This window comes from Streptomyces sp. MNU89, assembly GCF_020982505.1.
Classification (GTDB): Bacteria; Actinomycetota; Actinomycetes; order Streptomycetales; family Streptomycetaceae; genus Streptomyces; species Streptomyces xinghaiensis.
Map to the genome: position 1 here is coordinate 5,929,001 of NZ_JAJKLL010000001.1, position 14,661 is coordinate 5,943,661.

13 protein-coding genes are annotated in these 14,661 nt (G+C 73.0%); 12 read left to right on the forward strand and 1 reads right to left on the reverse strand.

Annotation, left to right across the window (positions count from 1 at the left end):
• Nucleotides 1-132: 132 nt before the first annotated feature.
• Nucleotides 133-1,074: a carbohydrate kinase gene (locus tag E4N63_RS25305; RefSeq protein WP_125623639.1), complete on the reverse strand. Its 942-nt coding sequence runs from the start codon at nucleotides 1,072-1,074 to the stop codon at nucleotides 133-135.
• 279 nt (nucleotides 1,075-1,353) lie between these two features.
• On the opposite strand from E4N63_RS25305, the gene E4N63_RS25310 reads away from it, so the two are divergent.
• The 12 genes from E4N63_RS25310 (at nucleotide 1,354) to pgi (ending at nucleotide 14,628) form a co-directional block, all read left to right on the forward strand.
• Nucleotides 1,354-1,782, forward strand: coding sequence for a ubiquinol-cytochrome c reductase iron-sulfur subunit (locus E4N63_RS25310; RefSeq protein WP_230241764.1), 429 nt, complete (start codon nucleotides 1,354-1,356; stop codon nucleotides 1,780-1,782).
• A gap of 245 nt (nucleotides 1,783-2,027) precedes the next feature.
• The gene (gene uvrC / locus E4N63_RS25315) at nucleotides 2,028-4,109 is read left to right on the forward strand and encodes an excinuclease ABC subunit UvrC (protein WP_230241765.1); all 2,082 of its coding nucleotides are present in this window, start codon (nucleotides 2,028-2,030) and stop codon (nucleotides 4,107-4,109) included.
• Nucleotides 4,106-5,035, forward strand: a complete 930-nt coding sequence (gene rapZ / locus E4N63_RS25320) for an RNase adapter RapZ (RefSeq protein ID WP_125623636.1) — start codon at nucleotides 4,106-4,108, stop codon at nucleotides 5,033-5,035. The genes uvrC and rapZ overlap by 4 nt, the downstream gene beginning before the upstream one ends.
• Nucleotides 5,036-5,091: 56 nt before the next feature.
• Nucleotides 5,092-6,114, forward strand: a complete 1,023-nt coding sequence (gene yvcK, locus E4N63_RS25325; RefSeq protein ID WP_125623635.1) for a uridine diphosphate-N-acetylglucosamine-binding protein YvcK — start codon at nucleotides 5,092-5,094, stop codon at nucleotides 6,112-6,114.
• A complete protein-coding gene (whiA, locus tag E4N63_RS25330) occupies nucleotides 6,105-7,115 on the forward strand; it encodes a DNA-binding protein WhiA (RefSeq protein WP_230241766.1) in 1,011 nt (336 codons plus the stop codon). The genes yvcK and whiA overlap by 10 nt, the downstream gene beginning before the upstream one ends.
• Nucleotides 7,116-7,359: 244 nt before the next feature.
• A complete protein-coding gene (gene gap / locus E4N63_RS25335; protein WP_043463156.1) occupies nucleotides 7,360-8,364 on the forward strand; it encodes a type I glyceraldehyde-3-phosphate dehydrogenase in 1,005 nt (334 codons plus the stop codon).
• Nucleotides 8,365-8,475: 111 nt separating this feature from the next.
• On the forward strand, nucleotides 8,476-9,678 hold the full coding sequence (gene pgk / locus E4N63_RS25340) for a phosphoglycerate kinase (RefSeq protein ID WP_230241768.1): 1,203 nt from the start codon (nucleotides 8,476-8,478) through the stop codon (nucleotides 9,676-9,678).
• A 6-nt stretch (nucleotides 9,679-9,684) separates the two neighbouring features.
• Nucleotides 9,685-10,473 carry a triose-phosphate isomerase gene (gene tpiA / locus E4N63_RS25345; protein ID WP_230241769.1) on the forward strand — a complete coding sequence of 263 codons (789 nt, stop codon included), beginning with the start codon at nucleotides 9,685-9,687 and terminating at the stop codon, nucleotides 10,471-10,473.
• Between the two features lie 130 nt (nucleotides 10,474-10,603).
• Entirely contained in the window at nucleotides 10,604-10,834 is a 231-nt protein-coding gene (gene secG / locus E4N63_RS25350; RefSeq protein WP_125623633.1) for a preprotein translocase subunit SecG, read from the forward strand.
• A gap of 160 nt (nucleotides 10,835-10,994) precedes the next feature.
• Nucleotides 10,995-11,330, forward strand: a complete 336-nt coding sequence (locus E4N63_RS25355) for an RNA polymerase-binding protein RbpA (RefSeq protein ID WP_078649359.1) — start codon at nucleotides 10,995-10,997, stop codon at nucleotides 11,328-11,330.
• Between the two features lie 262 nt (nucleotides 11,331-11,592).
• Nucleotides 11,593-12,915 (forward strand): MFS transporter, encoded by a 1,323-nt coding sequence (locus tag E4N63_RS25360; protein WP_230241771.1) that lies wholly within the window; start codon nucleotides 11,593-11,595, stop codon nucleotides 12,913-12,915.
• Between the two features lie 60 nt (nucleotides 12,916-12,975).
• Entirely contained in the window at nucleotides 12,976-14,628 is a 1,653-nt protein-coding gene (gene pgi / locus E4N63_RS25365) for a glucose-6-phosphate isomerase (protein ID WP_230242653.1), read from the forward strand.
• Nucleotides 14,629-14,661: the final 33 nt, after the last annotated feature.

A 14,661-nucleotide genomic window follows, 5' to 3' on the forward strand; every position in this document is an offset into this window, starting at 1 on the left:
TCCGCGCTTCTCCGCGCGGCGCCGGGCCGGGGCGCCGTGCCGTGTCCCGGGCCCTCCGCGCCCGGCACCCGCCTCCCGGGTCCGGGCCCTTTCGGTGTCCGCCCGGCCCGCCGCCCTGCCCGGGCCGGCGGCTCAGGACCGGCCGGTGAGTTCCTCCGCGTACGGCGGCCGGGCGCCCGCCCGGGAGCAGGTGACCGCCGCCGCCCGGGAGGCGTACGCCAGGACGTCCCGCCAGTCCTCGCCGGAGAGCCGCCGCGGACCGCCCCGGACCAGGGCACCGTGCGCGTCCAGCCGGTGCAGCAGTGCGGCGTTCACGGTGTCGCCGGCGCCGATCGTGTCCACCACCTCGACGGCTTCGGCCGGCACCGACCACTCGCCGTCCCGGGTCAGCACCGTCAGCCCGGCCCCGCCGCGCGTCAGCACCACGGCGTCCGGGCCGGCCTCCAGCCACGCGCGCGGGTCCCCGCCCAGCCACTCCGCGTCCTCCACCGACAGCTTCACCAGTCCGACCGAGGGCAGCCAGGACCGGAACCGCGCCCGGTAGGCGTCGGCGTCGGGGATCAGCTCCGCCCGGATATTGGGGTCCAGCGCCGTGAGGACGCCCCGCGCCGCCTCCCGCCGCAGCAGCGCCTCGTACGCGCTCGCGCCCGGCTCCAGCACGAGCGAGCAGGTGCCCAGCGACAAGGCCCGGGTGTCCGGGGGCAGGGGACCGGGCAGCTCGAACAGCCGGTCCGCCGTCCCCTCCGCGTAGAAGCGGTAGCCGGCCGACCCGTCCGCGCCGATCTCCGCGACGGCGAGCGTCGTGGGCTCCGGCCCGCGCTGCACCAGCGCGGTGTCCACCCCGTCCGCGCGCAGGGCGCGCAGCAGCTCCGTACCGAAACGGTCCGAGGACACCCGCGAGCAGAACGCGGCCCGGGCGCCGAGCCGGCCCAGGGCCAGGGCGGTGTTGAACGGCCCGCCGCCGAGCCGGGGGGCCAGGGCGGGCAGCCCGCCGGGCCCGGAGCCCGGGGGCGAGGGCTCCGGAGCGGCGGACGGAACGAGGTCGATCAGGGCTTCACCGGCTATGACGATCACAGGTCCCATCCTGGCCCGGGGCGGGCCGGTGCGTCCACGGTCCCGCGTGCCCCGCGTCCGTCCGGCGCCGGTCCCGTCCCGCCCGGGCCGCCGAGCCGGGCCCGAGCCGGGCCTGTCCGGCGCCGGGGAGGGCGGGTGCAGTCGGCTGCGCCGACGGGCCGCCGGTAGGGTTCGGGGACAGCGGCATCCGCCCGCCGCGACCGGTGCCGGACCGCCGGCCCGGTCCGTGGCCCTGGGCGGCCGGCGCCATCCGCACCATGCTCCGACCAGGGGGTTCCCATGACCAGCCAGCCCGCAGCCTCCCGCCGCACCCTGCTCCGCGGGGCCGCGCTCGCCGGTGCCGCCGGGGCCGGGCTCGCGGCGTGCGGCGACGGCGGCGGCGGAGCCGGCGGCGGGGAGACCCCCTCCGCGCCGGTCGACCTCGGAGCCGCCGACGAGGTTCCCGTCGGCGGCGCCAGGCTCTACCGGGAGCAGCGGGTGCTCGTCAGCCGGCCGGCCGGGGACGAGTACAAGGCGTTCAGCGCCGTCTGCACCCACCAGCGCTGTGTGCTGAGCTCCGTGGAGGGCACCGGCGCGGACTGCGCCTGCCACGGCAGCCGCTTCGACGCCGAGACCGGCAAGGTGCTGCGCGGCCCGGCCACCAAGGCGCTGCCCGCCGTCCCGGTCTCCGTGAAGGACGGCAGGCTGGTGGCCGGCGGGGACGCCTGACCGCCGGCCGGGAGGGGCCGGGACGTCGGCCGGCGACCGCGCCCGGACGGGGTGATCCGACGGCGGGCCCGGAACCGCGGCCGAAGCGGGCCTCCAGCCGAGGCCCGAAGGAGCAAGGCCCGCGGCGGGCCCGCCCCGCCGGTGCCGCCAACACCCCGGAAGCCCCGGAAAGCCCGCCGCGAACGGCGCCCGCGCCGGGGCGGGGAACAGGCGGCGGTGTCCTACCGCGCCAGTAGGGTGGAGCCATGGCAGACCCCAGCAGTTACCGACCCAAGCCGGGACAGATCCCCGACTCGCCCGGGGTCTACAAATTCCGTGACGAGCACCGCCGCGTGATCTACGTCGGCAAGGCGAAGAGCCTCCGCCAGCGGCTCTCCTCCTACTTCCAGGACCTGGCGGGCCTCCACCCGCGCACCCGGACCATGGTCACCACCGCGGCGTCGGTGGAGTGGACGGTGGTCTCCACCGAGGTCGAGGCCCTCCAGCTCGAATACTCCTGGATCAAGGAGTTCGACCCCCGCTTCAACGTCAAGTACCGCGACGACAAGAGCTATCCGTCCCTCGCGGTGACGATGAACGAGGAGTTCCCCCGTGTGCAGGTGATGCGCGGTCCCAAGCGGAAGGGCGTGCGCTACTTCGGCCCGTACGCCCACGCCTGGGCCATCCGCGAGACGGTCGACCTGATGCTGCGGGTCTTCCCGGTGCGGACCTGCTCCGCCGGTGTGTTCAGGCGCTCAGCGCAGATCGGCCGCCCCTGTCTCCTCGGCTACATCGGCAAGTGCTCGGCCCCCTGCGTCGGCCGGGTGAGCGCGGAGGAGCACCGCGAGCTCGCCGAGGACTTCTGCGCCTTCATGGCCGGCCGCACCGGCGCCTACCTCCAGCGCCTGGAGCGGCGGATGCGCGAGGCCGCCGGGGAGATGGAGTACGAGCGGGCCGCCCGCCTCCGCGACGACATCGAGGCGCTCCGCCGGGCCATGGAGAAGAACGCCGTCGTCCTCACCGACGCCACCGACGCCGATCTGATCGCCGTCGCCGAGGACGAACTGGAGGCCGCCGTCCAGATCTTCCACGTCCGCGGCGGCCGGGTGCGCGGCCAGCGCGGCTGGGTCACCGACAAGGTCGAGGCCGTCGACACCGCCGGCCTCGTCGAGCACGCCCTGCAGCAGCTCTACGGGGAGGAGAGCGGCGAGGGCGTCCCCCGCGAGGTGCTGGTCCCGGCGCTGCCCGATCCCGTCGAGCCGCTCGCCGACTGGCTCGCCGGGCGCCGCGGCTCCCGCGTCGACCTGCGGATACCGCAGCGCGGCGACAAGAAGGACCTGATGGCGACGGTGCAGCGCAACGCCCAGCAGGCGCTCGTCCTCCACAAGACCAAGCGTGCCTCCGACCTCACCACCCGCTCCCGGGCCCTGGAGGAGATCTCGGAGGCGCTCGGCCTGGATTCCGTACCGCTGCGGATCGAGTGCTTCGACATCTCCCACCTCCAGGGGGAGGACGTCGTGGCCTCCATGGTGGTCTTCGAGGACGGCCTCGCCCGCAAGAGCGAGTACCGCCGCTTCCAGATCAAGAGCTTCGCCGGCCAGGACGACGTCCGCGCCATGCACGAGGTCATCGGCCGCCGCTTCCGCCGCTATCTGCGCGAGAAGATGGCGACCGGCGAGTGGGACGAGGAGACGGGGGACGGCCCCGAGGGGAACGGCGGGAACGGGGCGAACGGGGCGAACGGCGCGGCCCCGGAGCCCGGCCTCCCCGGCGGCCCCGTTGACCCCGAGACCGGCCGGCCCCGCCGGTTCGCCTACCCGCCGCAGCTCGTCGTGGTCGACGGCGGGCAGCCGCAGGTCGCGGCGGCCCGGCGCGCCCTGGACGAGCTCGGCATCGACGACGTCGCCGTCTGCGGTCTCGCCAAGCGCCTGGAAGAGGTCTGGCTGCCCGGCGAGGACGACCCCGTCGTCCTGCCCCGCACCAGCGAGGGGCTCTACCTCCTCCAGCGGGTCCGTGACGAGGCACACCGTTTCGCCATCGCCTACCAGCGCAGCAAACGGGGCAAGAGCCTGCGTGCCGGGCCGCTGGCCGAGGTACCCGGGCTGGGCGAGACCCGCCGCAAGGCGCTGCTGAAGCACTTCGGCTCCGTGAAACGGCTCCGGGCCGCCACGATCGAACAGATCTGCGAGGTCCCCGGGATCGGCCGCCGGACGGCCGAGCAGGTCGCCGCGGCGCTCGCCACCGCCGCGCCGGCCGCTCCCGCGGTGAACACCGCGACCGGAGAGATGATGGAAGAGGACGAGCCGGCGGCTTCCCCGCCGCCGGGGATACGGGGGCAGCGAGCATGAACGGCCACGAAGGAGAAGAAGCTCAGGTGAGTACGGGCACCACGGCGGACGCGGCGGACACGGCCGCCATCCCCGAGCTGGTCATCATCTCCGGCATGTCCGGGGCCGGCCGCAGCACCGCGGCGAAGTGCCTGGAGGACCTCGGCTGGTTCGTCGTGGACAACCTCCCCCCGGCGCTGATCCCCACCATGGTGGACCTGGGGGCGCGCTCCCAGGGGAACGTCGCCCGGATCGCGGTCGTCGTCGACGTCCGCGGCCGCGGCTTCTTCGACAGCCTCCGCCAGTCGCTCGCCGACCTGGCCGCCAAGAACGTCAGGCGCCGGGTGATCTTCCTGGAGGCGTCCGACGACGCCCTCGTACGGCGCTTCGAATCCGTCCGCCGCCCGCATCCGCTGCAGGGTTCCGGCCGGATCGTCGACGGCATCGCCGCGGAGCGGGACCTGCTGCGCGAGCTGCGCGGCGACGCGGACCTCGTCATCGACACCTCCAGCCTCAACGTCCACGAGCTGCGCGCCAAGATGGACGCCCAGTTCGCCGGCGGCGAGGAGCCCGAGCTGCGGGCAACCGTCATGTCCTTCGGCTACAAGTACGGCCTCCCGGTCGACGCCGACCTCGTCGTCGACTGCCGCTTCCTGCCCAACCCGCACTGGGTCCCCGAGCTGCGCCCCTTCACCGGCCTCAACGAGGAGGTGTCCGGCTATGTCTTCAACCAGCCCGGTGCCAAGGAGTTCCTCGACCGCTACACCGAGCTGCTCCAGCTCATCGCCGCCGGCTACCGCCGCGAGGGCAAGCGCTATGTGACCGTCGCCGTCGGCTGCACGGGCGGCAAGCACCGCAGTGTGGCGATGTCCGAGAAGATCGCCGCCCGCCTGGCCGCCGAGGGCGTGGAGACCGTGGTGGTCCACCGGGACATGGGGCGCGAGTGAGAAGCCCGCGGCAGCCCGAGCCCGGTTCCCGGCTGGGCGGAAGGGTCCGGCGGCTGATGCCGGCGCGCACCGGCCACACGGCCTCCCGCACGGGCCACACCGTGCGGCGGCGGGGGACGAACCCCAAGGTCGTCGCGCTCGGCGGCGGGCAGGGCCTGTCCGCCTCGCTCGCCGCGCTCCGCCGCATCACCGGCGACCTCACGGCCGTCGTCACCGTCGCCGACGACGGCGGCTCCAGCGGCCGGCTCCGCGACGAACTCGGCGTGCTACCGCCGGGCGATCTGCGCAAGGCCCTCGCGGCGCTCTGCGGGGACGACGAATGGGGCCAGACCTGGGCCCGCGTCGTCCAGCACCGCTTCGCGGGGGAGGGGGACCTCCAGGGCCACGCCGTGGGCAATCTGCTGATCGTCGCCCTCTGGGAGCAGCTCGGCGACCACGTTCAGGCCCTGGAGTGGGTCGGCCGGCTGCTGGGGGCGCACGGCCGGGTGCTGCCGATGTCCGCGGTCCCGCTGGAGCTGGAGGCCCTGGTGCGGGGCCACGACCCGGCCCGCCCGGAGGACGTGGACACCGTCCGCGGCCAGGCCACCGTCGCGCTCACCCGCGGCGAGGTGCAGTCCGTGCACCTCGTCCCGGCCGACCCGCCGGCGGTGCCGGAGGCCGTCGAGGCGGTCCTCGACGCGGACTGGGTGGTGCTCGGCCCCGGGTCGTGGTTCTCCTCCGTGATCCCGCATCTCCTGGTCCCGGAGCTGCTCGACGCGCTGACGGAGACCAAGGCCCGCCGCGTGCTCTCGCTGAACCTCGCGCCGCAGCCCGGCGAAACCGACGGCTTCTCCCCGCAGCGTCATTTGGAGGTTTTGGCCCGACACGCACCTAAACTCGCCTTTGACGTGGTGCTGGCCGACGAGGCCGCCGTGCCCGACCGCGACAGTCTCACCGAAGCCGCCGAGCGGCTCGGCGGCGCGGTCGAACTGGCGCCGGTGGCCGCGCCGGACGGCTCGGCCCGGCACGACCCCGAGCTGCTGGCCGCCGCGTACGACCGGATTTTCAGGATGCATGGAAGGATCGGCCCATGGCGATGACGGCAGCGGTGAAGGATGAAATCTCCCGGCTCCCCGTCACCCGGACCTGCTGCCGGAAGTCGGAGGTCTCGTCGATCCTGCGGTTCGCGGGCGGCCTGCACCTCGTCAGCGGCCGGATCGTGATCGAGGCGGAGCTGGACACGGGAATCGCGGCGCGGAGGCTCCGCAAGGACATTCTGGAGATCTTCGGACACGCGTCGGACCTGGTGGTGATGGCCCCCGGAGGGCTCCGGCGCGGCAGCCGCTACGTCGTCCGCGTGGTGGCGGGCGGCGACCAACTCGCCCGTCAGACGGGGCTGGTGGACGGCCGCGGCCGGCCGGTCCGCGGGCTTCCCCCGCAGGTCGTCTCCGGCGCCACGTGTGACGCCGAGGCCGCCTGGCGCGGGGCCTTCCTGGCGCACGGCTCCCTCACCGAGCCCGGCCGTTCCTCCTCGCTGGAGGTCACCTGCCCCGGCCCCGAGGCCGCGCTCGCCCTAGTCGGCGCGGCCCGCCGGCTCGGCATCGGCGCGAAGGCCCGCGAGGTGCGCGGTGTCGACCGGGTGGTCGTCCGTGATGGTGATGCGATCGGCGCGCTGTTGACGCGGCTCGGCGCCCACGAGTCCGTACTGGCCTGGGAGGAGCGGCGGATGCGCCGGGAGGTGCGCGCCACCGCCAACCGCCTCGCCAACTTCGACGACGCCAATCTGCGCCGCTCGGCGCGCGCCGCCGTCGCGGCCGGTGCCCGGGTCCAGCGGGCGCTGGAGATCCTCGGCGACGAGGTGCCGGAGCACCTCGCCGCGGCCGGACGGCTGCGCATGGAGCACAAGCAGGCGTCCCTGGAGGAGTTGGGGGCGCTCGCCGACCCGCCGCTGACCAAGGACGCTGTGGCGGGCCGCATCCGGCGGCTGCTGGCGATGGCCGACAAGCGCGCCCAGGACCTCGGCATCCCCGGCACCGAGGCCGGTCTCACCGAGGACATGGCCGAGGACTTCTCCGGAGAGATGGCCGGCCAGCTCCACTGACGTTCCGTCAGTTCCCGGCGCCCGCCGGGCTGTCCGCGGGCGGCGCCGGACCGGTGCCGGGGGCGCCCGGCCGATCCGCTCCGGACGGGCTCCGCCGGGCCCGCTGTCCGCATGGCGGGACCGGGCCGGGAGGGCGGCGCCAATGTCACGAACGTCCTCTCTTAGGGGTAGGGTCGGTGGTGGTCGGGGAATCCCATACAGCTCGCCGGTGTCGCAACCGGCGTACCAACGAGGAGATCGGTTCGTGACGATCCGCGTAGGCATCAACGGATTCGGCCGCATTGGCCGCAACTACTTCCGGGCCGCCCTGGAGCAGGGTGCGGACATCGAGATCGTCGGTGTCAACGACCTGACCGACAACGCGACTCTGGCGCACCTGCTCAAGTACGACTCCATTCTGGGCCGTCTGCAGGCCGAGGTCAGCCACACCGAGGACACCATCACGGTGGGCGGCAAGACCTTCAAGACGATGGCGGAGCGGGACCCGGCGAACCTGCCCTGGTCCGAGCTCGGCGCCGACATCGTCATCGAGTCGACCGGCATCTTCACCAAGCGCGACGACGCCGCCAAGCACCTGGCCGCCGGCGCCAAGAAGGTCCTCATCTCCGCGCCCGCGAAGAACGAGGACATCACCATCGTGATGGGCGTCAACCAGGACAAGTACGACGCCGCTCAGCACCACGTCATCTCCAACGCCTCCTGCACGACCAACTGCGTGGCCCCGATGGCCAAGGTGCTCGACGAGGCCTTCGGCATCGTCAAGGGCATGATGACGACCGTCCACGCCTACACCAACGACCAGCGCATCCTCGACTTCCCGCACAAGGACCTGCGCCGGGCCCGCGCCGCCGCGGAGAACATCATCCCGACCTCCACGGGTGCCGCCAAGGCCACCGCGCTGGTCCTGCCGCAGCTCAAGGGCAAGCTGGACGGCATCGCCATGCGCGTCCCGGTCCCGACCGGCTCGGTCACGGACCTCGTCATCGAGCTCGACCGCGAGGTCACCCGCGACGAGGTCAACGCCGCCTTCCAGAAGGCAGCCGAGGGCCAGCTCAAGGGCGTCCTGGAGTACACCGAGGACCCGATCGTCTCCTCGGACATCGTCAACTGGCCGGCCTCCTGCACCTTCGACTCCCTGCTCACCATGGCGCAGGGCAAGCAGGTCAAGGTCGTCGGCTGGTACGACAACGAGTGGGGCTACTCCAACCGCATGGTGGACCTGACCACGTTCGTCGGCGGCAAGCTCTGACCACCGCCGCACCGGACAGCTCGACATGAGACAGCAGGGCCCGCGGCCACACGCGCGGGCCCTGCTGCCTGATCAGGCACCCCGGCTCACGGGTTCACAAGGAGTCCCCTCATGAAGACGATTGACGACCTCCGGGTGGCGGGCAAGCGGGTCTTCGTCCGCGCCGACCTCAACGTGCCGCTCGACGGCACCACCATCACCGACGACGGCCGCATCCGCGCCGTCCTCCCGACGATCGCCCGGCTCGCCGAAGCGGGCGCCAAGGTGATCGTCGCCTCCCATCTGGGCCGTCCCAAGGGCGCCCCGGACCCGAAGTTCTCCCTCGCCCCCGCGGCCGCGCGCCTCGGTGAACTGCTGGACCGGGACGTCGCGTTCGCGGCCGACACCGTGGACGACGGCGCCCGCTCCACCGTGGAGGGGCTCGCCGACGGCCAGGTCGCCGTCCTGGAGAACCTCCGCTTCAATCCGGGGGAGACGAGCAAGGACGACGCCGAGCGCGGCGCCTTCGCCGACCGGCTCGCCGCCCTCGCCGACCTCTACGTCGGCGACGGCTTCGGCGCGGTCCACCGCAAGCACGCCTCCGTCTACGACCTCCCGGCCCGCCTCCCGCACGCCGCCGGCGGTCTCATCGCCACCGAGGTCGGCGTCCTGAAGAAGCTCACCGAGGACGTCAAGCGCCCGTACGCCGTCGTGCTCGGCGGTGCCAAGGTCTCCGACAAGCTCGGCGTGATCGACCACCTGCTGGGCAAGGCCGACCGCATCCTGATCGGCGGCGGCATGGCGTACACCTTCCTCAAGGCCCAGGGGCACGAGATCGGCGGCTCGCTGCTGCAGGAGGACCAGATCCCGGCCGTCCGCGAGTACCTCACGCGGGCGAAGGAGCAGGGCGTGGAGTTCGTACTCCCCGTCGACGTGCTGGCGGCCGCCGAGTTCCCGGACCTGAAGACGAAGGCCCCGGCGAACCCGGTCACGGTCTCCGCGGACGTCATCCCGGCCGACATGCAGGGCCTGGACATCGGTCCGGAGACCCGTAAGCTCTTCGCCTCGAAGCTCGCCGACGCGGCCACCGTCTTCTGGAACGGCCCGATGGGCGTCTTCGAGCACCCGGACTACGCCGAGGGCACCCGCGCGGTCGCCCAGGCGCTCCTCGACAGCCCGGCCTTCTCCGTCGTCGGCGGTGGCGACTCCGCCGCCGCCGTGCGGCAGCTGGGCTTCGACGAGAACGCTTTCGGCCACATTTCGACCGGCGGTGGCGCGAGCCTCGAGTACCTCGAGGGCAAGACGCTCCCCGGCCTCGCCGCACTGGAGGACTGACCCCGCATGACCGCTCCCGCCCACGGCCGCACCCCGCTCATGGCGGGCAACTGGAAGATGAACCTCAACCACCTCGAGGCCATCGCGCACGTCCAGAAGCTCGCCTTCGCCCTGTCCGACAAGGACTACGACGCCGTCGAGGTCGCCGTTCTGGTGCCCTTCACCGATCTGCGCTCGGTGCAGACCCTGGTCGACGGCGACAAGCTGAGGATCGCCTACGGCGCCCAGGACGTCTCCGCCCACGACAACGGCGCCTACACCGGCGAGATCTCCGGCTCCATGCTCGCCAAGCTGAAGTGCACCTACGTCGCGATCGGCCACTCCGAGCGCCGGCAGTACCACGGCGAGGACGAGGAGATCGTCAACGCCAAGGTCAAGGCCGCGTACCAGCACGGCCTGACCCCGATCCTCTGCGTCGGCGAGGGCCTGGACGTCCGCAAGGCCGGCAACCAGGTCGCGCACACGCTCGCCCAGGTCGACGGCGCCCTGAAGGACATCCCGGCCGAGCAGGCCGCGTCCATCGTGATCGCCTACGAGCCGGTGTGGGCCATCGGCACCGGCGAGGTGGCCACCCCCGAGGACGCCCAGGAGGTGTGCGGCGCGATCCGCGGCCGCCTGGCCGAGGTGTACAGCCGGGAACTGGCGGACGGGGTCCGGATCCAGTACGGCGGCTCGGTGAAGTCCGGCAACGTCGCGGCGATCATGGCGCAGCCCGATGTGGACGGGGCCCTGGTCGGCGGCGCGGCGCTGGACGCCGACGAGTTCGTCAAGATCGTCCGGTTCCGCGACCAGTAAAGAGACCGGGAAGTAGGCCGGACAGCACAGTCCGGCGTACTCTGTCGGGGGCCGGGACGGCACACAGCCGCCGGCCCCCGAACTGTCGCAGTCAGCCGTCAAGCCCGAGAGAGTTGGTCCAGTCGTGGTTATGGGGTTCTCGATCGCCCTGATCATCTTCAGTGGTCTGCTGATGATGCTGGTGCTCATGCACAAGGGGAAGGGCGGCGGTCTGTCCGACATGTTCGGCGGTGGCATGCAGTCCTCCGTCGGCGGGTCCTCGGTGGCCGAGCGCAACCTCGACCGCATCACCGTCGTGGTCGGGCTCATCTGGTTCGCCTGCATCGTCGCTCTGGGGATCCTGATGAAGCTGGACAGCTGACGGATCGTCGTGTTCGCGGCCTATCATGGGCTTGCGTCCGCGGGGCGGATTTTGTAACTCCGGCCACTGGACGCGCGTTGGGCCTTGCATAGACTGGGGCGCCCGGTAGCTGAGCTGCCTACCGATGCTTCGCAGCACCATCACGCAGGGAGTTACGACCGTGGCAAGTGGCAACGCGATCCGTGGAAGCCGGGTCGGCGCGGGGCCGATGGGGGAGGCCGAGCGGGGCGAGTCCGCTCCGCGCCTCCGCATCTCCTTCTGGTGCTCGAACGGGCACGAGACGCAGCCGAGCTTCGCCAGCGACGCGCAGGTCCCCGACACCTGGGACTGTCCGCGCTGTGGCTTCCCCGCCGGTCAGGACCGGGAGAACCCACCGGACCCGCCGCGCACCGAGCCGTACAAGACCCATCTCGCGTATGTGCGGGAGCGCCGCAGCGACGCCGACGGCGAGGCGATCCTCGCCGAGGCGCTGGCCAAGCTCCGCGGCGAGATCTGAGCCCTCGCGCGACACCGGCCGGACACCGGCACGACGACTTTCCACGGCCCGGCCGCCAGGCGACCCCTGGCGGCCGGGCCGTCCGCCGTGTACGGCACGGGGACGGCGGGCCCCTGAGCCGCCTGAGGACCGGAGAGCCGTACCTGAGGCCCCGGATGAGGAATGCTCCCGATGCCGCTGTCAGTGCCCGCGGCTAGGTTCTCCGGCGTACGGGAGACATCCACGGGGCCGGTGCGGCGGGCGGCACGGCGGGGGAGCGGTGATGAGCGCGGAGACGGGCACGGGCAGCACGGCCACTGGCACGGCCACCGGTACGGACGCGGGTGCGGGAGCCGGGCCGGGAGCGGCGGAGGCCGCCGGCCCCGCCGCACCCGTCTGGCGGGGCGGGTTCGGACGGCTGTGGGCGGCCGCCGTCCTGTCCCGCTTCGGTGACGCCCTGCGCGGGGCGGCGCTCCCGCTGCTCGCCGTGCGGCTCACGGACGACCCGTTCCTCGTCTCCCTGGTGACCGCCTGCGGATTCCTCCCCTGGCTGCTCTTCGGGCTGCTGGGCGGGGCCGTGGCGGACCGGGTGGACCAGCGCCGGGCCATGTGGTCGGTGGACGTCCTCCGGGGCGCGCTGATGGCGGCCTTCGCTCTCGCCGTGGCCCTCGGTCTCGCGACGATCGCCCTGCTGATCGCGCTGGCCTTCGCGCTCACCACCCTCCAGACCCTCTTCGACAACGCGGCCACGGCCCTGCTGCCCTCCGTCGTCCCCGGCTCCGCGCTCTCCTCGGCCAACGCCCGGCTGATGACCGGCCAGCAGATCGCGGGGTCGTTCCTCGCCGCGCCCCTGGTGCCGGCGGCGCTGGCCCTCGGCGCGGCCGCGCCCTACGCCGCCGACGCCGCGACGTATCTTGCGGCGGCGGCGCTCATCGCCTCCCTCCGCGTCACCGCGCCCGAACGGAAGCCGCGGCCCCCGGGCCGGACCCTCCGCCGGGACATCGCCGAGGGCATCCGGGTGCTGTGGCGGGACCGGGTGCTGCGGTCGCTGTGCCTCTCCAACGCGCTGTCCAGCGTGGGCATGGGCGCCCTGATCGCGACGCTGGTGCTCCATGTGACGGGCTGGCTGGGCGCGGGGGAGACGGGCTACGCCGCCGTCCTCACGGCCTACGGCGTCGGCAGCGTCCTGGGCGGCCTGGTCGCCGGGCGGGTCACCCGCCGGGCCGGGCAGGCCCGCGCCCTGTTTCTCGGTCTCCTCCTGCAGATCGGCTGCCTGGTCGTGCTCGGTTCGGTCCGCGGTCTGCCCGCCGCGCTGGCCGCACTCGGGGTCTTCGGCGTCATCGGCATGGTCTGGAACGTCACCGAGGTGACGATGGTGCAGCAGCGCAGTCCGGCCGGGATGCTCGGCCGGGTGAGCGCGGCGAGCCGCACCCTGTCCACCGGCAGTGCCCCGCTCGGTGCCGTGCTGGGCGGCGCGGCCGCCGCGGCCTGGGGGCTCAACACCCCCGCCCTGCTGACGGCGGCCCTCTTCGCGCTCGGCGCACTGGCGTTGATACCGGCCCTCCGTGCCCCGGACCGCGAGGGGACGCCTCCTGCCGCCGCGTGATCCCTTAGGTTGGAAGACGCAGTGGGGGCTCGTACGAGAAGAAGTGGGTCGATGTCCGAGATGAACGCAGAAGGCCGCGGCAGGCTGGACCGCATGCCGGAGTGGACCGCGTTGGCTCAGCACCGGGAGAAAATGGGGGAGGTGGGACTGCGGGAGCTCTTCGCGGGCGACCCGGAGCGCGCCGGGCGCTACTCCCTCCGGGCCGGTGACCTCCATCTGGACTACTCCAAGCACCTGGTGACCGACGAGACGCTCGCTCTGCTGCGCGATCTCGCGGCGGCGGCCGGGGTGGCCGGTCTGCGGGACGCGATGTTCCGCGGCGAGAAGATCAACAACACCGAGGGCCGGGCGGTGCTCCACACCGCGCTGCGCGCCCCGCACGACGCGGTCGTCGAGGTGGACGGGGAGAACGTGGTCCCCGCCGTCCACTCCGTCCTGGGCAAGATGTGCGTCTTCGCCAACAAGGTCCGCGGCGGCCAGTGGACGGGCCACACCGGCAAGCCGGTCCGGGCCGTCGTCAACATCGGCATCGGCGGCTCCGACCTCGGCCCGGCCATGGCCTACGAGGTGCTGCGGCCCTACACGGCACGCGAGCTGACGTTCCGTTTTGTCTCCAACATCGACGGCGCCGATCTGCACGAGGCGCTGCGCGACCTGGACCCGGAGACGACGCTGTTCGTCATCTCCTCCAAGACCTTCACCACCATCGAAACCATCACCAACGCCACCAGCGCCCGCAGTTGGCTGCTGGACGGGCTCGGCGGCGACGAGGCGGCGGTCGCCCGGCACTTCGTGGCGGTGTCGACCAACGCCTCGGAGGTCGCGCGGTTCGGCATCGACCCGGCCAACATGTTCGAGTTCTGGGACTGGGTCGGCGGCCGGTACTCCTACGACTCGGCCATCGGGCTGTCGCTGATGATCGCCATCGGCCCGGACCACTTCCGCGAGATGCTGGCCGGCTTCCACCTCATGGACGAGCACTTCCGCTGCGCGCCGCCGGAGGAGAACGCCCCGCTGCTGCTCGGCCTGCTGGGCATCTGGTACGGCAACTTCCACGACGCCCAGTCGCACGCCGTGCTCCCGTACAGCCACTACCTCTCCCGGTTCACCGCCTACCTCCAGCAGCTCGACATGGAGTCCAACGGCAAGTCCGTGGACCGCGAGGGCCGCCCGGTGAGCTGGCAGACGGGACCGGTCGTCTGGGGCACGCCCGGCACCAACGGGCAGCACGCGTACTACCAGTTGCTCCACCAGGGCACCAAGATGATCCCGGTCGACCTCATCGGCTTCGCCCGCCCGGCCGGCGAACTCGACGACCGGCTCGCCGCCCAGCACGACCTGCTGATGGCCAATCTGTTCGCGCAGGGCCAGGCGCTCGCCTTCGGCAAGACGGCCGAGGAGGTCGAGGCGGAGGGCGTACCGGCCGAGCAGGTGCCGCACCGCACCTTCCGCGGAAACCACCCCACCACCACCATCCTGGCCCCCGAGCTGAACCCCTCGGTCCTCGGCCAGCTGGTCGCGCTCTACGAGCACAAGGTCTTCGTGCAGGGCGCCGTCTGGAACATCGACTCCTTCGACCAGTGGGGCGTCGAGCTGGGCAAGGTGCTGGCCAAGCGGATCGAGCCGGCTCTCACCGAGGGGGCCGACGTGCCCGGTCTGGACGCCTCCACGGCCGCCCTCGTCTCCCGCTACCGCGCCCTGCGCGGACGCTAGGCAAGCCGCTCGGGACACGGAACGGCCCGGGAC